Origin of the sequence: Negativicoccus succinicivorans (assembly GCF_018373335.1) — a bacterium.
Lineage (GTDB): Bacteria > Bacillota > Negativicutes > Veillonellales > Negativicoccaceae > Negativicoccus > Negativicoccus succinicivorans_A.
The window spans coordinates 1-17361 of the sequence record NZ_JAHAHH010000015.1; the positions used below are offsets into that span (position 1 = coordinate 1).

Here is a 17361-nt window from a genome sequence, read left to right on the forward strand (position 1 = left end):
GGACGTAACGGGCAACATCGAACTGCCGGAAGGCACAGAAATGTGCATGCCGGGCGACAACGTCACGATGAAAATCGAACTGATCACGCCGATCGCGATCGAAGAAGGTTTGCGTTTCGCGATTCGTGAAGGCGGTCACACCGTCGGCGCGGGCGTTGTCAGCGCGATCGAAAAATAAGTTTACAAGAGCAGGCGAAAGAGCGGTTGAGGTAACCGCTCTCTTGCCGGCCCAACTGAGAAGTAGGAGGTGGCCCGCCTGTGGCGGGGAAATTCCTATGGAGTTAGCCCATTCATAGAAATGGACGCTGGGAGGAAACAGTTATGTCGAAAGAACAGAAAATTCGGATTCGCTTGAAAGCCTACGATCACAAAGCATTGGATCAGAGCGCTGCGAAGATTGTGGAAGCCGCTCACCGTACCGGTGCGATCGTTTCGGGGCCGATTCCGTTGCCGACGGAAAAAGCGATCTATACTATTTTGCGTTCGCCGCACGTTAATAAAGACAGCCGCGAACAATTCGAGATGCGCACGCATAAGCGCCTGATCGATATTTTGGAACCGTCGAGCAAAACGGCGGACGCGTTGATGCGGTTGGAACTGCCGGCCGGCGTCAATATTGAAATCAAATTATAAAAGGAGGTGCGAACATGTCGAAAGCTATTTTGGGAAAAAAGTTAGGAATGACGCAAGTCTTCACTGAAGCAGGACAGCTCGTTCCGGTGACCGTTGTGGAAGCGACACCGAGCGTTGTTGTACGCGTAAAAACGGATGAAACCGACGGCTACCAGGCGATTCAGCTGGGCTACGGCGACATCAAAGAAAAACATTTGACCAAACCGATGCAGGGTCAGTTTGACAAAGCGGGCGTTACCCCGGTCAAATATCTCCGTGAACTGCGTTTACAAGAAGCAGGCGATTACACGGTCGGCCAAACTCTGGCAGCGGATATATTCGCAGCGGGAGATCTGGTGGACGTGATTGGTACCAGCAAAGGCAAAGGCTTCGCTGGCGGCATCAAACGCCATAACTTTTCGCGTGGACCGGAATCTCACGGCTCCAAATCGCATCGCGAACCGGGTTCCATGGGAGCCATGACATCCGGTGGCGGCGGTATTGTATTAAAAGGTAAAAAACTCCCGGGACAAATGGGCGGTATTCAAACGACTGTGCAGCGTCTGGAAGTGGTCCGTGTGGACACCGATCGCAATATCATCCTGATCAAAGGCGGTATCCCCGGAGCCAAGGGAAGTTTAGTTATGGTTCGCAGCACAGTGAAACCGAACAAATAAGTCGGAAGGGAGGATATATAAATGCCGAAAGTAACACTCTATGAAATGACCGGCGCGAAAGCCGGCGAAATAGAATTGCAGGACAGCGTATTTGCTGTGGATTACAACGAAGCGGTAATCCATGCGGCGATCGTGCGCCAGCAGGCGAATGAACGCTTAGGTACGCACGCGACAAAAACGCGCGGCATGGTTCGCGGCGGCGGTAAAAAACCGTGGCGTCAAAAAGGAACCGGCCGGGCACGTGTAGGTAGCATCCGTTCCCCGTTGTGGGTCGGCGGCGGCACCATCTTCGGACCGCAACCGCGCAGCTATGTGAAAGCGATGCCGCGAAAACAAAGACGTTTGGCGATCAAATCCGCGTTGAGCTACAAAATCGCTAACGATGACGTATTTGTTATCAATCAGATCGAATTAGCGCAGCCGAAAACAAAAGAAGTATTGAACCTGCTCAATAACTTTGAAATCGGCAACGATAAAGCGCTCATCATTACGGAGGGGGACGCCATCTTGGAACGTTGCGCACGCAACATTCAAGGCGTCAAGGCGATGCCTGTCACCGCACTCAATATCTATGATATCGTGCATTACACTAAACTCTTCATCACCGAGGGCGCTGTCAAACAGCTCGAGGAGGTGCTGGCATAATGGATGCACGCGATATTTTAATCAAACCGATTGTTACGGAAAAATCTACGGCATTAATGGCGGAAGGTAAATACACCTTCAAAGTGCCTCTCAATGCCAACAAATACCAGATCCGTGATGCAGTCGAAGAAATCTTCAATGTGAAAGTCGCCGCGGTAAGCACCATGCGCATGGAAGGCAAGAAAAAACGCATGGGCCGTTTCGAAGGTAAGCGCAGCGATTGGAAAAAAGCAATCGTCACGCTTAAAGAAGGCGAAACGATCGAATTGTTCGAAGGCGTGTAAGCGTCTGATTTAAGGAGGCACTATAATGGCTTACAAATCATTCAAACCGTACACCCCCGGGCGTCGGTTTATGACCGTATCGGCCTTCGACGGAGTCACCAAAGCGGAACCGGAAAAATCGCTTCTGGCGCCGGTGACCAGAAAAGGCGGCCGAAACAATACGGGAAAAATGACCGTTCGCCATCAGGGCGGCGGCCATAAACGTCGGTATCGTTTGATTGACTTCAAACGCACGAAAGATAATGTACCGGCAAAAGTTGCGGCGATCGAATACGATCCGAACCGCACCTGCTTCATCGCTCTGTTGAACTATGCGGACGGTGAAAAACGTTACATCTTGGCGCCGCAGGGCTTGAAAGTCGGCGACATGGTGGAAAGCGGACCGGAATCCGATATCAAAGTGGGCAACGCATTGCCGTTGGTAAATATCCCGATCGGTACCCAGGTCCACAACATCGAATTAAAAATCGGCAAAGGCGGCCAAATGGTCCGCAGCGCCGGCGCCTCGGCTCAGCTGATGGCGAAAGAAGGTAAATACGCGTTGTTGCGTCTGCCGAGCGGCGAAGTTCGTCGTGTCTTGGTAAACTGCCGCGCGACCGTCGGTGTCGTAGGCAATGCCGAACACGAAAACATCACCATCGGTAAAGCCGGCCGTAATCGTTGGTTGGGCAAACGCCCGGCGAACCGCGGCGTTGTCATGAACCCGAACGACCATCCGCATGGCGGTGGTGAAGGTAAGTCCCCGGTCGGACGTAAACGTCCGGTTACTCCGTGGGGTAAACCGGCTTACGGCGTGAAGACGCGTAATAAGAAAAAAGCATCCAATCGGATGATCGTCAATCGACGCAAGTAATGGAAGGAAGGGGAAACAAGAGTGTCCAGATCAATTAAAAAAGGACCGTTTGTTGCGGATCACTTGGAAAAGAAGATCGCTGCACTGAACGCTTCTGATGAGAAAAAAGTAGTCAAAACTTGGTCCCGGGCTTCGACCATCTTGCCGGACTTTGTCGGTCACACGATCGCTGTCCATGACGGCCGTAAACACGTGCCGGTCTATATTACGGAAGATATGGTCGGCCATAAGCTCGGTGAATTTGCACCGACCCGTTTGTTCCGCGGTCACAACAAGAGCGACAAAGCGACGGAATTGCAATAAGGAGGAGAAAATGGAAGTAAGAGCATTTACCAACAACATCCGCATTTCGCCTCGTAAAGTACGCATTGTCGTTGACCTGATTCGCGGTAAAAACTGCGGTGAAGCATTGGCAATTCTTGCGCACACGCCGAAACGCGCCTCGAAAGTGGTTGAAAAAACCCTGCGCAGCGCGATGGCAAATGCAGAAAACAATCATGATTTAAATGTAGATAAACTGTATGTATCGACAGCCTTTGTCGATGCCGGTCCGACTCTGAAACGGATTCACCCGCGCAGCCGGGGGCAGGCATTCAGCATTTTCAAACGCACGAGTCAATTGACCGTGAAAGTATCCGAAAGAGAATAAAGGAGGGAAATGGTGTGGGTCAGAAAGTAAATCCCCATGGAATGCGTGTTGGCATCATCAAAGATTGGGATACCAAATGGTATGCCGAAAAAGATTATGCAAAGCTTTTGATTGAAGACACGAAGATTCGTCGCTTCCTGAAGAAACATCTCTTCATCGCAGGCATCTCGCGCATCGAAATCGAACGCACATTAAAGCGCATTAAATTAACGATCTATACGGCAAAACCGGGCATGGTCATTGGCCGCGGCGGCGCCGGTATCGAAGACATCAAAAAAGCCATGACTCGTTTTACGACGCAGGAAGTGGATGTCAATATTAAAGAAGTTAAAAGTGCGGAATTGGACGCAACCTTGGTTGCGGAAAACATCGCATCTCAGTTGGAACGTCGTATTGCGTTCCGCCGCGCGATGAAACAGGCAGTCGGCCGTACCATGCGGTTTGGTGCCCAAGGTATCAAGGTTCTTTTGAGCGGCCGTTTGGGCGGCGCGGAAATTGCCCGTTCGGAAGGCTACCATGAAGGATCGATTCCACTGCACACATTACGCGCCAACATCGACTACGGTGTGGCGACGGCACAGACCACCTACGGTGCGATCGGTGTCAAAGTATGGATTTATAAAGGCGAAATCATGCCGGGCGAAATGGTCAACAAAGATGAAAACGTACGCGAGAACCGTGGCGGTAAAGAACGTCGCGCGGGCGATCGTCGTAACAACCGTCGAGGCCATCGCGGCGGCCGCAACGAACGCGGCGAACGTCGTGACAACGATCGGCAACCGAACAACGCAGAAAGGAGCGAAGCCTAATGCTAATCCCGAAGCGTGTAAAATATCGTAAGCAATTTCGCGGTCGTATGAAAGGCAGAGCGAACCGCGGTAATAAAGTATCCCACGGCGAATTTGGCTTAGTTGCCATGGAACCGGCTTGGATTACCAACCGACAAATCGAAGCGGCTCGTATCGCGATGACGCGTTACATTAAACGTGGCGGCCAAGTGTGGATCAAAATTTTCCCGGATAAGCCGGTTTCCAAGAAACCTGCCGAAACTCGTATGGGTAAAGGTAAAGGCGCTCCGGAATATTGGGTTTCTGTTGTCCGCCCGGGCCGTGTGATGTTTGAAATGGCAGGCGTCACCCCGGAAATCGCTAAAGAAGCGATGCGTTTGGCCTCGCACAAACTTCCGATCAAAACGAAGTTTGTCGTCAAGGGCGAAGAAGAAGTGGCAGGTGACAACTAATGAAGGTACAAGAAATTCGGAATTTGTCCGCCGAGGAAATGAACGAAAAAATCGCCGGTCTGAAGGAAGAATTATTCAACCTCCGTTTTCAGCATGCGACCGGCCAGTTGGAAAATCCGATGCGTTTGCGTGAAGTAAAGAAAACCATTGCCCGGATTAAAACCGTGCAACGGGAAGCAGAATTGAAAGCGCAAGCGTAAATCGTAAAGGAGGAACCGTGGTGGAAGAAAGAAACGTACGCAAATCGCGTGTCGGCAAAGTCGTCAGTGACAAAATGGACAAAACCGTTGTTGTTGCTGTAGACCGTAAAGTGCCGCACAAAAAATACAATAAGCCGCTCACTTCGACGAAGCGGTATAAAGCGCACGACGAAAACAACGAATGTAAAATCGGTGATACCGTGCGCATCATTGAAACGCGCCCGATTTCGAAAGATAAATGCTGGCGTGTAACGAAGATTATTGCCCGTGCCGAATAATTCGGTAGAAAGAGGAGGAACACGATGATACAGCAAGAAACTCGCTTAAACGTGGCTGATAACACGGGCGCCAAAGACATCTTGTGCATCAAGGTGCTGGGAGGATCATTCCGGCGCTACGCGAATATCGGTGATGTAATCGTTGCTTCGGTAAAAGATGCATCGCCCGGTGGCGTTGTCAAGAAAGGTGAAGTAGTTAAAGCCGTAGTCGTTCGTACGAAGAAAGGTTTACGTCGCAACGATGGCTCCTACATTCGCTTTGACGAAAATGCAGCCGTTATTATTAAAGATGATAAGAGCCCGCGCGGGACTCGTATTTTTGGACCGGTAGCTCGTGAGCTTCGTGATAAGAACTTCATGAAGATTATTTCGCTCGCACCGGAAGTACTGTAAGGAGGTGCGGATATGAGCAAACGTAAACTGCAAGTCAAAACCGGTGATACCGTCATGATCATTGCCGGCAAAGACAAAGGCAAAACCGGTAAAATCATTGCCGCACAGCCGGCCAAAGATCGCGTCATTGTGGAAGGTCTGAACGAAGTCAAACGGCACACCAAGCCGAGCCAGGCCAACCCGCAAGGAGGCATTATCACGAAAGAAGCACCGATTCATGTCTCCAACGTCATGGTCATCGACCCGAAGACCAAAGAACCGAGCCGCATCAAAAAAGTACAGCAAAAAGACGGCAGCTACGTTCGTGCGACCGTTAAAAGCGACTCGATTATCGACAACGTAAAATAATACGAAAGGAGGACGAACTCGGTGTCTCGTTTAAAAGATCTCTACAATTCCCAGATCAAAAATGATCTGCGTGAAAAATTCAACTATAAAAACGTAATGGAAATTCCGAAACTGGAAAAAATCGTCATCAACATCGGTGTCGGTGAAGCCGTTACGAATTCCAAAGCACTGGATTCCGCGGTGAACGACCTGACGGCGATCGCCGGCCAGAAACCGATTATCACGCGCGCGAAAAAATCCATTGCGAACTTCAAAATTCGTGAAGATATGCCGATCGGCTGCAAAGTTACGCTGCGCGGCGAAAGAATGTACGAATTCCTGGATAAACTGATCAATATTGCGATTCCTCGCGTCCGCGACTTTCGTGGCGTGCGCGCGACCAGCTTTGACGGTCGCGGCAACTACAGCTTGGGCATTAAGGAACAATTGATTTTCCCGGAAATCGACTACGATAAAATTGACCAGGTACGCGGCATGGACATCATCATGGTGACCAGCGCGAAAACCGACGAAGAAGCGCGTGAACTTTTGCGTGCCTTCGGTATGCCGTTTAAAAAATAAGACAAAGGAGGAAGTATAATGGCGAAAAAGTCCATGATTGAACGTGAAAAGAAACGCCGTAAAATGGTGGAAAAATACGCGGCAAAACGCGCCGAATTGAAAGCTAAAGGCGATTACGCAGCGTTGAGCAAACTCCCCAAGGATGCTTCCCCGACACGCTTGCACAATCGATGCCTTCTGACCGGACGTCCGCATGGTTACATGCGCAAGTTCGGCGTAAGTCGAATCGTTTTCCGCGATTTGGCGTATGAAGGTGAAATCCCTGGCGTGAAAAAAGCCAGCTGGTAACGATTGTCCGTGGGAGGAGGTAAACTAATATGGGAATGACCGATCCGATTGCGGATATGTTAACGCGCATTCGCAACGCCAACTCGGCGCTGCACGCGAAAGTGGATATGCCCGCTTCGAAAAAGAAAGCTGCTATACTGGACATTCTGGCCCAAGAAGGCTACATCCACGGATATGAAACTGTGGAAGAAGAAGGCCATCCGGTATTGCGCGTCACATTGAAATATGGCGCGAATAAAGAAAAAGTAATCACGGGTCTCAAACGTATTTCGAAACCCGGTTTGAAAGTTTATGCGAAGAAGGACGAATTACCCCGCGTTCTCGGTGGTTTGGGAGTCGCAGTAATTTCGACGTCCAAAGGCGTAATGAGCGATCGTAAAGCCCGTCAGGCTGGTCTTGGCGGCGAAGTGATCGCTTACGTCTGGTAAGTGAGGAGGTAACGCATGTCACGTATTGGGAATCAACCGATTGCCATTCCGAGCGGAGTGGACATCACCTTGGACGGACATACCCTCACTGTAAAAGGACCGAAGGGTACGTTGTCCCACAAACTGCCGGAATCGATGCAGGTGGAAATCGCGGCGGATGAAGTCAAAGTTACGCGTCCGTCGGATGACAAAGAACATAAATCGTTGCACGGTCTGACCCGTTCGCTGATCAACAACATGGTGATCGGTGTTACGGAAGGCTACTCGAAGACGCTCGAGATCGTTGGCGTCGGCTATCGTGCCGCGATGAAAGGTAAAAACTTGAACTTGACACTCGGTTTCTCGCACCCTGTGGTAATGGAACCGCCGGCGGGTATCGAATTTGAAACCCCGGAACCGACGAAAATTATTGTCAAAGGTGCGGATAAAGAAGTCGTCGGCCAAGTCGCTGCGGAAATTCGCGACTGGCGTAAACCGGAGCCGTATAAAGGCAAAGGTGTTCGCTACGAAGGTGAACACGTACGTCGTAAAGCCGGCAAGACCGGTGCGAAATAGTTCGGAAGGGAGTGGACAAGTTGCGTAACAATTTACGAAATAAAGCACGTCAACGCCGTCACGCTCGTTTGCGTCGGCATATTGCCGGCACGGCCGAACGTCCTCGCTTGAATGTCTATCGCAGCCTTGCTAACATTTACGCGCAGATCATTGATGATGCCAAAGGAACTACTTTGGTATCGGCAAGCTCTCTGGATGCGGAAGTGAAAGAAGCTCATGCCTACGGCGGTAACGTCGAAGCGGCGAAAGCGGTTGGAGAACTGATTGCCAAACGCGCGCAGGAAAAAGGCGTGAAAGAAGTAGTCTTTGACCGCGGCGGCCAGATTTATCACGGTCGTATTGCGGCGTTAGCAGAAGGTGCCCGTGAGGGCGGTTTGACATTCTAAGCAAAGGAGGAAACGGTAGATGGCAAGATTTGAAAAGAAAGAATCGGATCTGCAAGAGAAGGTCGTCTTTATCAATCGCGTAGCGAAAGTCGTTAAAGGCGGTACCCGTTTTTCCTTCAGCGCTCTCGTCGTTGTAGGCGACGGTAAAGGTAACGTTGGCGCGGGTATGGGGAAAGCGAAAGAAGTTCCCGAAGCGATCCGCAAAGGCGTAGCAGATGCGAAGAAAAATATGGTTGCAGTTCACTTGAAAAACGGTACGATCCCGTATGCCGTCACAGGCATTTGCGGTGCGGGCCGCGTTTTCTTGAAACCGGCCGCAGAAGGTACCGGCGTTATCGCCGGCGGTCCTGTGCGTGTGGTTTTGGAACTCGCCGGGGTACGAAACATTTTGACGAAATCGATTGGTTCGGCAAACCCGATGAACATGGTCAAAGCGACTGTCAACGGCTTGCTCGAGCTCAAACGCGCGGAAGATATTGCGGCGTTGCGCGGCAAATCCGTCGAAGAGTTGTATAGCTGAGGAGGCGGATGATGGCTAAGAAAGTTCAGATTCAATTGAAGAAAAGTCTGATCGGTTCGAACCAGACGCAGCGACAGACAGTCAAAGCATTGGGACTGAAGAAGACGAATTCGGTCGTCACCCAGGAATTGACACCGCAAATTGAAGGAATGATTCACCGAGTACGTCACTTGGTGGAAGTTACAGACGCAGAATAAGGAGGTGCAAGCATGAAACTTCATGAACTGAGCCCCAACGAGGGTTCTCGCAAAGCACGTCGCCGTGTTGGTCGCGGTATCGGAAGCGGCATGGGCAAAACCTCCACGCGTGGTACGAAAGGTCTTTACTCGCGTTCGGGCGGCAGCGTTCGTCCGGGCTTTGAAGGCGGCCAGATGCCGTTGTATCGTCGGTTGCCGAAGCGCGGTTTTACAAATATTCACGCCAAAGATTATGCGGAAGTGAATGTGAGCCAACTCAATCGGTTTGACGCGGGCGACGTTGTCGATCCGGTCAGCTTGATTGAAAAAGGCATCTTGAAAAATGTACGCGATGGAGTACGTATCCTCGGTAACGGCGAACTGGAAAAAGCGGTTACTGTCAAAGCGCACGGTTTTACAAAGACGGCGCAGGAAAAAATCGAAGCAGCCGGCGGTAAAGTCGAGGTGCTCTGATGCTCGAAAAACTTTCGAACATATTTCAGATCTCCGAATTACGGAACCGACTGATTTATACGTTCGTTATGTTTATGGTGTTTCGCGCCGGGATTCATATTCCGGTACCGGGCGTTGACGCCTCGGTGATCGAACATCTCTTTTCGAGCGGCAGCCTGTTCGGTTTTTTGGATTTATTTGCCGGCGGTGCATTGAGCAAGTTTTCCATCTTTGCCATGAGTATTACCCCGTACATCAACGCATCGATTATTATGCAGTTGCTGACGGCGGTCGTACCTGTTTTTGAGGAGTGGAAAAAAGACGGCCAGGACGGCTTTAAAAAAATTCAGAAAGTAACCCGTTACGGCACGGTGGTCTTGGCCTTGATCCAAGCCTTTGGTATGGCCTACGGTTTACGCGCCAATCAAGCATTGGTCGATAACAGTTATTTAACGGTACTGATGATTACGCTGACACTGACCGCGGGAACCTGCTTCCTGATGTGGGTCGGGGAACAGATCACGGAAAAAGGTGTCGGCAACGGCATTTCGTTAATCATCTTTGCCGGTATCGTGGCACGGATGCCGGCCGGCATCCAGGTCATTATGGAATACTTGCGGACCGGCACCATCAACTTTTTCCAAGCCGGTTTATTCGCCGTCATCGCGATCGCCATGATTGTGATTGTCGTTGCGGTAACGCAGGGTGCGCGTCGCATTCCCGTTCAGTATTCCAAGCGGGTTGTCGGTCGTAAAATGTACGGCGGACACTCCTCGCACCTGCCTTTGAAAGTCAATCAGGCCGGTGTTATTCCCATCATCTTCGCATCGTCGATTTTGATGCTGCCGATTACCATGGCGCAATTCATCGATGTCCCGTGGATCAAAGAGATGGCGAATCTCTTTACCTGGGGAACGGTATTAAATACCGTATTGTATGCGATTTTGATTGTTTTCTTTACCTACTTCTACACGGCGATCTCTGTCAATATTACGGATATTGCCGATAATATGAAAAAGTACGGCGGCTTTGTTCCGGGCATTCGTCCGGGAAAACCGACCGCTGATTACTTGGATCGCGTATTGACGCGGATCACGCTCGCCGGCGCGTTTTTCCTGGCGTTCGTGGCGGTACTTCCCAACATTTTGGGAAACATCACCGGCATTCAAGGTGTATACTTTGGTGGGACGGCTCTTTTGATCGTAGTAGGTGTCGCCCTGGATACCATGAAGCAAATTGAATCGATGATGATTACGCGTCACTATGAAGGTTTCATGAAGTAAGGAGATGGGAACGATGTACATTTTGTTAATGGGACCGCCCGGCGCCGGTAAAGGTACGCAAGCGGAACGACTCATCGAAAAGTATGGGATTCCTCAAATTTCGACGGGCGACATGTTCCGCGCGGCCGTAAAAAACGGCACGCCGCTCGGTTTGGAAGCAAAAAAACACATGGATAACGGTACGCTGGTACCCGATGAAGTGACGATCGGCATTGTCCGCGAGCGCTTGGCGCAACCGGATGCGCGTGACGGCTTCATCTTGGACGGTTTCCCGCGTACGACGGCGCAGGCGGTAGCGTTGGATGCGATTCTGCGTGAACTTAATATCACGTTGGACGGCATTATCAACATTGCGGTTCCGAATGAAGAATTGGTCCGCCGCACCAGCGGTCGGCTGATTTGCCGCACATGTGGTGCGACGTATCATAAAGCGTTTAATCCGCCGCAAAAAGCCGGTGTCTGCGATAAAGATGCCGGTGAGCTGTACCAACGTGACGATGATCAGGAAGCTGTCGTCAAAGAACGTTTAGCCGTCTACGGACAGCAGACCAAGCCTTTGATCGATTACTACAAAAATAACGGACATTATGTAGAAATTGACGGGCTGCAAGATATGGAAGACGTCTTCAATGACATCGTTACCGCCTTGGAAAAGAAGGACTGACAATGATCATTCTGCGATCCGCCCGCGAGATCGAGCGCATTGCCGCCGCCGGCAAAATTGCCGCGCAGACGTTGCAGCTGCTCGCCGATAAGGCGGTTCCCGGTATTTCCACTTGGGAACTGGATCAAATAGCGGAAGAATACATTGTTCAGCAAGGAGCCGTTCCTGAATGCAAAGGGTATTACGGATTTCCGGGCTCGGTTTGTATTTCGGTGAATGAAGGCGTAGTGCATGGCATCCCCTCCCAGCGAGTGATTCTCAAAGAGGGAGACATCGTCAGTCTGGATTTGGTGGTTACCAAAGACGGATTTATGGGCGACACCGCTATGACAGTGCCGGTCGGCGAGATCAGTCCGGAAAAGCGACAGCTTTTGGACGTCACGCAGGGGGCGCTCAAAGCAGGCATCGCCGCCGCCGTAGTCGGCAACCATGTCGGCGATATCGGTCACGCGGTCTCGGCGTTTGTCAAGCCGTACCATTACGGCGTGGTCAAAGAATACGTCGGACACGGTATCGGCACCGAAATGCATGCGGAACCGGAAGTACCGAATTACGGTACTCCGCACACCGGCGATCGGCTGGAGGCGGGGATGATTCTTTGTATCGAGCCGATGATCAATCTCGGCACCGCACAGGTGCGCACTTTAAAAGACGGCTGGACTGTCGTGACAAAAGATCGCAAACCGTCCGCTCACTTTGAGCATACGATTGCGATTACCGACGACGGCCCCCGCATTTTGACGGAGCGCTCATGACCGAAACCAGACCGCTCTCTCCCGGCACTATCGTTGAGGCGACTGCCGGACGCGAACGAGGGCAATGGTTCCTGGTGTTGCGTTGTCAAGATGCCTCGTATGTGGAGCTTGCCGACGGGCGCAAACGTCCGGTCGCGCAACCCAAAACAAAGAATCGTCGACATGTGCGTGTACGCGTCGCCGCCGATTCCGATGCGGCCTATCACCGCACGCATCCTCATTCGCCGTGGCGGGATGAAGAAATCCGCGCTGCGATTACCCAAGCAAAAGCTGGACTGCAAAAAGGAGGCTTTGATGAGCAAGGAAGATGTCATTGAAGTAGAGGGTAAAGTCATTGAAGCGTTACCGGGCGCTATGTTTAAAGTAAAGCTTGAAAACAGTCACATTGTTTTGGCGCATGTATCCGGTAAAATGCGGATGAATTTTATCCGTATCCTTCCCGGCGACCGAGTCACTTTGGAATTGACTCCGTACGACTTAAACCGGGGCCGGATTACCTATCGCTTCAAGTAAGACCCTATTAAAGGAGGTTCAACATGAAAGTCAGACCGTCCGTAAAAAAGGTTTGCGATAAATGCAAAATCATTAAACGCAAAGGCCGTGTCATGGTCATTTGCGACAACCCGAAACATAAACAACGTCAAGGATAAGAATAGGAGGTGGAGAGTAGATGGCACGTATAGCCGGTGTAGACTTACCCCGTGATAAGCGCGTTGAGATTGGCTTAACCTATATTTATGGTATCGGCCTCACTCTTTCCAAACAGGTATTGGAAAAGGCCGGTGTAAATCCGGATACGCGGGTACGCGACCTCACGGAAGATGAAGTTGCGAAACTGCGTGAAGCTTTGGACGAATATAAAGTAGAAGGCGATCTCCGTCGTGAAGAATCGCTTAATATTAAACGTTTAGTGGAAATCAATTCGTATCGTGGCCGCCGTCACCGCGCAGGATTGCCGGTCAACGGACAACGCACGAAAACGAATGCGCGTACACGCAAAGGTCCGAAGAAGACCATTGCCGGTAAAAAGAAATAAGAAGTAAAGGAGGGGACTTAAGTTGGCTAAAGTAAGAACCAAACGTAAAGAAAAGAAACACGTAGAGTCGGGGGCTGCACACATCCGCTCGACCTTCAACAACACGATCGTAACGATTACCGATACGAACGGCAACACCCTTTCCTGGGCTTCTGCCGGCGGATTAGGTTTCCGCGGATCTCGTAAAAGCACTCCCTTTGCTGCGCAAATGGCCGCTGAACAGGCAGCTAAAGCAGCGATGGAACAGGGCTTGCGGGAAGTAGAAGTATATGTAAAGGGTCCGGGATCCGGCCGTGAAGCCGCGATCCGTGCGCTGCAAGCAGCGGGCCTTGATGTCAACATGATTAAGGACGTAACACCGATTCCCCATAACGGTTGCCGCCCCCCGAAACGCAGACGTGTCTAAGCGTCGCTTTTGGGTGGTGTCAGTTGTATAGGAGGAGGTTTACCGCATGATAGAAGATAAGAATTTTGACATCGAAACAGTCGAACTGTCGGCTGACGAACGGTACGGTAAATTTGTTTGTGAACCGCTGGATCGCGGTTACGGCATTACCTTGGGTAACAGCTTGCGGCGCGTTTTGCTGTCCTCATTGGACGGCGTCGCCATTACCTCCATTAAAATCGATGGCGTATTGCACGAATTCTCCACCATCCCCGGTGTCCGGGAAGACGTGACCGATATCATCCTGAACCTCAAAAAAGTGTGCTTCAAAGCACACAGCGAAGCGGAATTTCCGTTAGAAGTCCGGGTCGATATAGAAAAAGAAGGCCAATTCACGGCCGGCGACATCGCCGTTCCGTCGGAATTGGAAATCTTGAACAGCGATCTGCACATTGCCACGCTTGACAACGATGCTCACGTGGTAATGACCCTTACGATTGATCGCGGCCACGGCTATGTGCCGGCGACGAAGAACAAGAGCGAAGATGATGCGATTGGCGTCATCCCGATCGATTCGATTTTCTCGCCGATTTTGCGGGCCAACTACAAAGTAGAAGACACCCGCGTCGGTAACGAACTCGACTACGATAAAATGACATTGGAACTGACCACCGACGGCTCGATCGGAGCCAAGGACGCCGTAGCGAAAGCAGCGACCATCCTGGTCATGTACCTGCGTCATTTCCAAAACATCGCGACCGACCGTGACCTCATCGCTGTCAGCACGAACTTTGACAACGAAGAGGAAACGGCGACGGAACCGGAAATTGATTTCGAATCGATCCGTATTGAAGAATTGGAACTTTCCGTTCGGGCCTTCAACTGCCTGAAACGCGCCAACATCAATACGCTTGCGGACTTGCTCAAAAAGACCGAAGATGACTTAACGAAAGTACGCAACTTGGGTAAAAAATCGATTGAAGAAATCAAAGAACGCCTGGCCGAATATGACGGTCACGGTTTGACCTTGAAACAAAAGGACGAATAGAGGAGGAAAAAAATGGCCTACAGCAAGTTGGGACGCAATACCGCAGCACGTAAAGCGTTGTTGCGCAACATGGTGACCTCCCTGCTCCAGCATGAACGCATTGAAACGACGGAAACGAAAGCAAAAGAACTGCGGCGCGTAGCGGATCAGATGATTACGCTCGGCAAACGTGGTGATTTACATGCCCGTCGTCAAGCTTTGGCTTTCATCATGGATGAAGGGATTGTATCCAAACTGTTCGGCGAAATTGCTGAAAAGTACGCTGACCGTGAAGGCGGTTACACACGCGTGCTGAAAATCGGCCCCCGCAAAGGGGACGCCGCTCCGATGGCAATCATCGAGTTGGTATAATGTAAAAAAGATCGTGCGCTTGCACGATCTTTTTTATTACCGCCTTACGTTGTATTTCACATACTGAAACACGCGCGGTAACCGCTTTTCTTTGTCAGAATTCGGTATAGAGAAAATAAAAAAATGTTGGCGCTGCGTCGGCGTTATGGTATACTATTTTAGTAATGCGCCTATAGCTCAGGGGATAGAGCACCGGTCTCCGGAACCGGGTGCGCAGGTTCGATTCCTGCTAGGCGCACCAGCATAATAAAGGCCTCTCGAAAATTCGAGAAGCCTTTTTTTCATGTTTGAGCCCAATTTGAGCCCAATTGGATTTGGATTATTGGAAAAGATACGCACATATGAGGCCTTTTCTTCTTAAAAAACATTTTTCAAGCATCGCTTGGATCGATAATCGAATCAAGCGCAGTTACGGCAACACCTTGATTGGCCAGCGTTAAATGTGAATAGGTGTCTAAGGTCATGTCAATACTGGCATGACCTAACCTTTCTTGAACGATTTTCGGGTTTATTCCGGCTAATAATAGTAGTGTTGCATGAGTATGCCTAAGGTCATGAAAGCGAATATGACGCATGATTTTGGCATCTTTTAAAAGCTTTTGGAACTTTCTTGAACTGTAGTGTCTTTTGTTATAGCCGTGTCCGAATAGACCGCCTATGATCCAATCACAATTCTCATAAAGATTTCCTACGTTTTCTCTGTATGAGATCGGCGTATTGTCCATACTGTCGATTTGGTTCCTTGTTCCCGACAGTGCCGGCAAGCCGCAGGAAAAACAGTAATCACGAGTATTGACGGAAAGGAAGACAGTTATGTTGACAGATAAGTTGATGCAAATGCTGGAAGCACGCAAGGATGAAATGATTCAAATTCGCCGGCATCTTCACGAACATCCGGAAGTATCGTTTGAAGAAGTGGAAACGGCGAAATACATTTCCGATTTTTACGCCGGAAAAGATGTCAAAATCGACAAAGAGATCGCCGGCAAGCATGGTCTCGTGGTCACCATTAAAGGCGGTAAACCGGGCAAAACAATCGGCTTGCGTGCCGATTTCGATGCCTTGCCCGTACAGGAAGAAACGGGATTGCCCTTTGCCTCCCAAACGCCCGGCGTGATGCATGCCTGCGGGCATGACGGACATACCGCCTACCTGATGGTCTTGGCGGATTGTCTTATTCAGCTCAAAGACGAGCTCTGCGGTACCATCAAGATCATTCACCAAAATGCGGAAGAAATGGCGCCCGGCGGGGCAAAAGACATCGTCGCGTCCGGCGTACTCGATGATCTGGATTATGTCTTTGCCATTCACTTCCTGCCGACAGGACCGGCGGGCGGTGTCGGCTGGCGCAAAGAATTCACCTTTACCGGTCGTTCCTACATGAAACTCAAAATCACGGGAGTGGGCGGTCACGGCTCCTCGCCGCATTTGGCCAATGACGCCATCGTGGCCGGATCGTACTTCGTCACGCAGGCGCAGACCGTCATCAGCCGTCGCTTGAGTCCGTTTGACGTCGGTGTCATTACCATCGGTTCGTTTGACGGCAAAGGACAGTTCAACATCATCAAGGAATCGGTCGAACTCGAAGGCGACATCCGCTGCATGTCGACCGGCGCACAAGAAATCGTGGAACGCGAACTGACCAACTTGGTGAAAGGATTGGAAGTCGGTTTCGGTGTGAAATGCGACTTCACCTATTACAATGATTATCCGCCGCTCTACAACGATCCCGAATTAACGGAACGGGTCGTGAAGATACTGGAAGCGGCACGGGATAAAGACGAACGGATCACCGACGTGAAAGAATTTCCGGCGCAAGCACCGTCGGAAGACTTCTCGTATTACACGAAAATCTGCCCCGGTTGCTACTTCTTCATCTCGGCGACTCCGAAAGGCGTCGACAAACCGGTCTACAATCACAACCCGAAATTCGACATCGACGAAGATGCTCTCTTGGTCGCCGCCAAAGCGGTCGGTTATGTCGTGATGGGAATCGGACAGGAAGAAGAATAACAAATACGGTTATACGAATGCCCTTGCCGAAGCAAGGGCATTTTTGTATTACCGCGCGAAGCCGTCATACCGAACGCAGGGGGTTGCAATTTGTCGGGTGAGGATATATGATGCAGATTAAGAATAGTAACTATATTTTTAACGTATGAGGTGATGGCAAAATGAAACGGATCAGACGGGAACGACTGTTGGCGAGCCTTGTCGGCGCGGCGGTATTGGCGGGAAGCGTCGGCGTGACGACACAGGCGGCGGAGGCGCTGACGGATGCGGAGATTTTACA

General features: G+C 50.7%; 33 protein-coding genes, 1 tRNA gene and 1 pseudogene. 34 read left to right on the plus strand and 1 reads right to left on the minus strand.

The genetic code is table 11. The features are described from left to right. The 33 genes and pseudogenes from tuf to KH813_RS02265 form a co-directional block, all read left to right on the plus strand. Window positions 1-178 (plus strand): annotated as a pseudogene (tuf, locus tag KH813_RS02105) (elongation factor Tu); the annotation flags it as partial. A gap of 143 nt (window positions 179-321) precedes the next feature. Then, window positions 322-633: a 30S ribosomal protein S10 gene (gene rpsJ / locus KH813_RS02110; RefSeq protein WP_024048882.1), complete on the plus strand. Its 312-nt coding sequence runs from the start codon at window positions 322-324 to the stop codon at window positions 631-633. 14 nt (window positions 634-647) lie between these two features. Further along, window positions 648-1289 carry a 50S ribosomal protein L3 gene (rplC, locus tag KH813_RS02115; protein WP_303990845.1) on the plus strand — a complete coding sequence of 214 codons (642 nt, stop codon included), beginning with the start codon at window positions 648-650 and terminating at the stop codon, window positions 1287-1289. 21 nt (window positions 1290-1310) lie between these two features. Then, complete coding sequence (rplD, locus tag KH813_RS02120; RefSeq protein ID WP_075938483.1) at window positions 1311-1934, plus strand: 50S ribosomal protein L4; 624 nt, start codon at window positions 1311-1313, stop codon at window positions 1932-1934. Beyond that, on the plus strand, window positions 1934-2218 hold the full coding sequence (rplW, locus tag KH813_RS02125) for a 50S ribosomal protein L23 (RefSeq protein WP_075938484.1): 285 nt from the start codon (window positions 1934-1936) through the stop codon (window positions 2216-2218). Before rplD ends, rplW begins: the two co-directional genes overlap by 1 nt. Before the next feature lie 25 nt (window positions 2219-2243). Continuing rightward, the gene (gene rplB / locus KH813_RS02130) at window positions 2244-3071 is read left to right on the plus strand and encodes a 50S ribosomal protein L2 (RefSeq protein ID WP_303992671.1); all 828 of its coding nucleotides are present in this window, start codon (window positions 2244-2246) and stop codon (window positions 3069-3071) included. 21 nt (window positions 3072-3092) lie between these two features. Next, complete coding sequence (gene rpsS, locus KH813_RS02135; protein WP_303992673.1) at window positions 3093-3374, plus strand: 30S ribosomal protein S19; 282 nt, start codon at window positions 3093-3095, stop codon at window positions 3372-3374. Window positions 3375-3384: 10 nt separating this feature from the next. Then, window positions 3385-3720, plus strand: coding sequence for a 50S ribosomal protein L22 (rplV, locus tag KH813_RS02140; protein ID WP_024048888.1), 336 nt, complete (start codon window positions 3385-3387; stop codon window positions 3718-3720). A 14-nt stretch (window positions 3721-3734) separates the two neighbouring features. Then, window positions 3735-4529, plus strand: a complete 795-nt coding sequence (gene rpsC, locus KH813_RS02145; RefSeq protein WP_075938487.1) for a 30S ribosomal protein S3 — start codon at window positions 3735-3737, stop codon at window positions 4527-4529. Beyond that, window positions 4529-4960 (plus strand): 50S ribosomal protein L16, encoded by a 432-nt coding sequence (rplP, locus tag KH813_RS02150; protein ID WP_303992677.1) that lies wholly within the window; start codon window positions 4529-4531, stop codon window positions 4958-4960. The genes rpsC and rplP overlap by 1 nt, the downstream gene beginning before the upstream one ends. Further along, window positions 4960-5160, plus strand: a complete 201-nt coding sequence (gene rpmC / locus KH813_RS02155) for a 50S ribosomal protein L29 (RefSeq protein WP_075938489.1) — start codon at window positions 4960-4962, stop codon at window positions 5158-5160. The genes rplP and rpmC overlap by 1 nt, the downstream gene beginning before the upstream one ends. 17 nt (window positions 5161-5177) lie before the next feature. Continuing rightward, window positions 5178-5438, plus strand: coding sequence for a 30S ribosomal protein S17 (rpsQ, locus tag KH813_RS02160; RefSeq protein WP_303992679.1), 261 nt, complete (start codon window positions 5178-5180; stop codon window positions 5436-5438). A 24-nt stretch (window positions 5439-5462) separates the two neighbouring features. Continuing rightward, window positions 5463-5831 carry a 50S ribosomal protein L14 gene (gene rplN, locus KH813_RS02165; protein ID WP_024048893.1) on the plus strand — a complete coding sequence of 123 codons (369 nt, stop codon included), beginning with the start codon at window positions 5463-5465 and terminating at the stop codon, window positions 5829-5831. Between the two features lie 27 nt (window positions 5832-5858). Next, window positions 5859-6179: a 50S ribosomal protein L24 gene (gene rplX / locus KH813_RS02170; RefSeq protein ID WP_369694425.1), complete on the plus strand. Its 321-nt coding sequence runs from the start codon at window positions 5859-5861 to the stop codon at window positions 6177-6179. Between the two features lie 21 nt (window positions 6180-6200). Then, window positions 6201-6740 (plus strand): 50S ribosomal protein L5, encoded by a 540-nt coding sequence (gene rplE, locus KH813_RS02175; RefSeq protein ID WP_303992686.1) that lies wholly within the window; start codon window positions 6201-6203, stop codon window positions 6738-6740. Window positions 6741-6758: 18 nt separating this feature from the next. Next, entirely contained in the window at window positions 6759-7028 is a 270-nt protein-coding gene (gene rpsN, locus KH813_RS02180; RefSeq protein WP_024048896.1) for a 30S ribosomal protein S14, read from the plus strand. A 29-nt stretch (window positions 7029-7057) separates the two neighbouring features. Beyond that, window positions 7058-7456, plus strand: a complete 399-nt coding sequence (rpsH, locus tag KH813_RS02185; RefSeq protein ID WP_075938493.1) for a 30S ribosomal protein S8 — start codon at window positions 7058-7060, stop codon at window positions 7454-7456. A 15-nt stretch (window positions 7457-7471) separates the two neighbouring features. Continuing rightward, entirely contained in the window at window positions 7472-8011 is a 540-nt protein-coding gene (gene rplF, locus KH813_RS02190) for a 50S ribosomal protein L6 (protein ID WP_303992690.1), read from the plus strand. Between the two features lie 20 nt (window positions 8012-8031). Beyond that, window positions 8032-8397 (plus strand): 50S ribosomal protein L18, encoded by a 366-nt coding sequence (rplR, locus tag KH813_RS02195; RefSeq protein ID WP_303992692.1) that lies wholly within the window; start codon window positions 8032-8034, stop codon window positions 8395-8397. 19 nt (window positions 8398-8416) lie between these two features. Beyond that, a complete protein-coding gene (gene rpsE, locus KH813_RS02200; RefSeq protein WP_075938496.1) occupies window positions 8417-8917 on the plus strand; it encodes a 30S ribosomal protein S5 in 501 nt (166 codons plus the stop codon). 11 nt (window positions 8918-8928) lie between these two features. Continuing rightward, window positions 8929-9114 carry a 50S ribosomal protein L30 gene (gene rpmD / locus KH813_RS02205; RefSeq protein ID WP_024048901.1) on the plus strand — a complete coding sequence of 62 codons (186 nt, stop codon included), beginning with the start codon at window positions 8929-8931 and terminating at the stop codon, window positions 9112-9114. A gap of 12 nt (window positions 9115-9126) precedes the next feature. After that, window positions 9127-9567 carry a 50S ribosomal protein L15 gene (gene rplO / locus KH813_RS02210; protein ID WP_303992697.1) on the plus strand — a complete coding sequence of 147 codons (441 nt, stop codon included), beginning with the start codon at window positions 9127-9129 and terminating at the stop codon, window positions 9565-9567. After that, window positions 9567-10829 (plus strand): preprotein translocase subunit SecY, encoded by a 1263-nt coding sequence (gene secY, locus KH813_RS02215; protein ID WP_303992700.1) that lies wholly within the window; start codon window positions 9567-9569, stop codon window positions 10827-10829. The genes rplO and secY overlap by 1 nt, the downstream gene beginning before the upstream one ends. 13 nt (window positions 10830-10842) lie before the next feature. Then, complete coding sequence (locus tag KH813_RS02220; RefSeq protein WP_303992701.1) at window positions 10843-11493, plus strand: adenylate kinase; 651 nt, start codon at window positions 10843-10845, stop codon at window positions 11491-11493. 2 nt (window positions 11494-11495) lie between these two features. Beyond that, entirely contained in the window at window positions 11496-12248 is a 753-nt protein-coding gene (map, locus tag KH813_RS02225; RefSeq protein ID WP_303992703.1) for a type I methionyl aminopeptidase, read from the plus strand. Then, window positions 12245-12565 carry a KOW domain-containing RNA-binding protein gene (locus KH813_RS02230; RefSeq protein ID WP_303992705.1) on the plus strand — a complete coding sequence of 107 codons (321 nt, stop codon included), beginning with the start codon at window positions 12245-12247 and terminating at the stop codon, window positions 12563-12565. Before map ends, KH813_RS02230 begins: the two co-directional genes overlap by 4 nt. Beyond that, window positions 12543-12761 carry a translation initiation factor IF-1 gene (gene infA, locus KH813_RS02235; protein ID WP_303990793.1) on the plus strand — a complete coding sequence of 73 codons (219 nt, stop codon included), beginning with the start codon at window positions 12543-12545 and terminating at the stop codon, window positions 12759-12761. Before KH813_RS02230 ends, infA begins: the two co-directional genes overlap by 23 nt. A gap of 23 nt (window positions 12762-12784) precedes the next feature. Further along, window positions 12785-12898: a 50S ribosomal protein L36 gene (gene rpmJ, locus KH813_RS02240; RefSeq protein ID WP_075938501.1), complete on the plus strand. Its 114-nt coding sequence runs from the start codon at window positions 12785-12787 to the stop codon at window positions 12896-12898. A 20-nt stretch (window positions 12899-12918) separates the two neighbouring features. Then, window positions 12919-13284, plus strand: coding sequence for a 30S ribosomal protein S13 (gene rpsM / locus KH813_RS02245; RefSeq protein ID WP_303992709.1), 366 nt, complete (start codon window positions 12919-12921; stop codon window positions 13282-13284). A gap of 22 nt (window positions 13285-13306) precedes the next feature. Continuing rightward, a complete protein-coding gene (gene rpsK / locus KH813_RS02250; RefSeq protein WP_303990786.1) occupies window positions 13307-13690 on the plus strand; it encodes a 30S ribosomal protein S11 in 384 nt (127 codons plus the stop codon). A 46-nt stretch (window positions 13691-13736) separates the two neighbouring features. Beyond that, window positions 13737-14717 carry a DNA-directed RNA polymerase subunit alpha gene (locus KH813_RS02255; RefSeq protein ID WP_075938502.1) on the plus strand — a complete coding sequence of 327 codons (981 nt, stop codon included), beginning with the start codon at window positions 13737-13739 and terminating at the stop codon, window positions 14715-14717. Between the two features lie 12 nt (window positions 14718-14729). Beyond that, the gene (gene rplQ, locus KH813_RS02260; RefSeq protein ID WP_024048912.1) at window positions 14730-15068 is read left to right on the plus strand and encodes a 50S ribosomal protein L17; all 339 of its coding nucleotides are present in this window, start codon (window positions 14730-14732) and stop codon (window positions 15066-15068) included. 166 nt (window positions 15069-15234) lie between these two features. After that, a tRNA-Arg gene (locus tag KH813_RS02265) sits at window positions 15235-15309 on the plus strand. Window positions 15310-15439: 130 nt separating this feature from the next. Here KH813_RS02265 and KH813_RS02270 read toward each other — a convergent pair. Further along, window positions 15440-15793: a site-specific integrase gene (locus tag KH813_RS02270; protein ID WP_303992713.1), complete on the minus strand. Its 354-nt coding sequence runs from the start codon at window positions 15791-15793 to the stop codon at window positions 15440-15442. A gap of 88 nt (window positions 15794-15881) precedes the next feature. On the opposite strand from KH813_RS02270, the gene KH813_RS02275 reads away from it, so the two are divergent. Beyond that, a complete protein-coding gene (locus KH813_RS02275) occupies window positions 15882-17081 on the plus strand; it encodes an amidohydrolase (protein WP_303992716.1) in 1200 nt (399 codons plus the stop codon). Window positions 17082-17361 lie beyond the last annotated feature (280 nt).

Excerpts from the sequence above, each read along its gene's own strand:
- rplB (WP_303992671.1), top strand. The coding sequence starts at position 2,244 with ATGGCTTACAAATCATTCAAACCGTACACCCCCGGGCGTCGGTTTATG.
- rplP (WP_303992677.1), top strand. The coding sequence starts at position 4,529 with ATGCTAATCCCGAAGCGTGTAAAATATCGTAAGCAATTTCGCGGTCGT.
- rpsH (WP_075938493.1), top strand. The coding sequence starts at position 7,058 with ATGGGAATGACCGATCCGATTGCGGATATGTTAACGCGCATTCGCAAC.
- rpsJ (WP_024048882.1), top strand. The coding sequence starts at position 322 with ATGTCGAAAGAACAGAAAATTCGGATTCGCTTGAAAGCCTACGATCAC.
- rplQ (WP_024048912.1), top strand. The coding sequence starts at position 14,730 with ATGGCCTACAGCAAGTTGGGACGCAATACCGCAGCACGTAAAGCGTTG.
- KH813_RS02275 (WP_303992716.1), top strand. The coding sequence starts at position 15,882 with ATGTTGACAGATAAGTTGATGCAAATGCTGGAAGCACGCAAGGATGAA.
- rplN (WP_024048893.1), top strand. The coding sequence starts at position 5,463 with ATGATACAGCAAGAAACTCGCTTAAACGTGGCTGATAACACGGGCGCC.
- rpsN (WP_024048896.1), top strand. The coding sequence starts at position 6,759 with ATGGCGAAAAAGTCCATGATTGAACGTGAAAAGAAACGCCGTAAAATG.
- infA (WP_303990793.1), top strand. The coding sequence starts at position 12,543 with ATGAGCAAGGAAGATGTCATTGAAGTAGAGGGTAAAGTCATTGAAGCG.
- rplV (WP_024048888.1), top strand. The coding sequence starts at position 3,385 with ATGGAAGTAAGAGCATTTACCAACAACATCCGCATTTCGCCTCGTAAA.
- rplO (WP_303992697.1), top strand. The coding sequence starts at position 9,127 with ATGAAACTTCATGAACTGAGCCCCAACGAGGGTTCTCGCAAAGCACGT.
- KH813_RS02220 (WP_303992701.1), top strand. The coding sequence starts at position 10,843 with ATGTACATTTTGTTAATGGGACCGCCCGGCGCCGGTAAAGGTACGCAA.
- KH813_RS02270 (WP_303992713.1), bottom strand. The coding sequence starts at position 15,793 with ATGGACAATACGCCGATCTCATACAGAGAAAACGTAGGAAATCTTTAT.
- rplD (WP_075938483.1), top strand. The coding sequence starts at position 1,311 with ATGCCGAAAGTAACACTCTATGAAATGACCGGCGCGAAAGCCGGCGAA.
- rpsE (WP_075938496.1), top strand. The coding sequence starts at position 8,417 with ATGGCAAGATTTGAAAAGAAAGAATCGGATCTGCAAGAGAAGGTCGTC.
- rpmD (WP_024048901.1), top strand. The coding sequence starts at position 8,929 with ATGGCTAAGAAAGTTCAGATTCAATTGAAGAAAAGTCTGATCGGTTCG.
- KH813_RS02255 (WP_075938502.1), top strand. The coding sequence starts at position 13,737 with ATGATAGAAGATAAGAATTTTGACATCGAAACAGTCGAACTGTCGGCT.
- rplF (WP_303992690.1), top strand. The coding sequence starts at position 7,472 with ATGTCACGTATTGGGAATCAACCGATTGCCATTCCGAGCGGAGTGGAC.
- rpmJ (WP_075938501.1), top strand. The coding sequence starts at position 12,785 with ATGAAAGTCAGACCGTCCGTAAAAAAGGTTTGCGATAAATGCAAAATC.
- KH813_RS02230 (WP_303992705.1), top strand. The coding sequence starts at position 12,245 with ATGACCGAAACCAGACCGCTCTCTCCCGGCACTATCGTTGAGGCGACT.
- secY (WP_303992700.1), top strand. The coding sequence starts at position 9,567 with ATGCTCGAAAAACTTTCGAACATATTTCAGATCTCCGAATTACGGAAC.
- rpsM (WP_303992709.1), top strand. The coding sequence starts at position 12,919 with ATGGCACGTATAGCCGGTGTAGACTTACCCCGTGATAAGCGCGTTGAG.
- rplC (WP_303990845.1), top strand. The coding sequence starts at position 648 with ATGTCGAAAGCTATTTTGGGAAAAAAGTTAGGAATGACGCAAGTCTTC.
- rplW (WP_075938484.1), top strand. The coding sequence starts at position 1,934 with ATGGATGCACGCGATATTTTAATCAAACCGATTGTTACGGAAAAATCT.
- map (WP_303992703.1), top strand. The coding sequence starts at position 11,496 with ATGATCATTCTGCGATCCGCCCGCGAGATCGAGCGCATTGCCGCCGCC.
- rpmC (WP_075938489.1), top strand. The coding sequence starts at position 4,960 with ATGAAGGTACAAGAAATTCGGAATTTGTCCGCCGAGGAAATGAACGAA.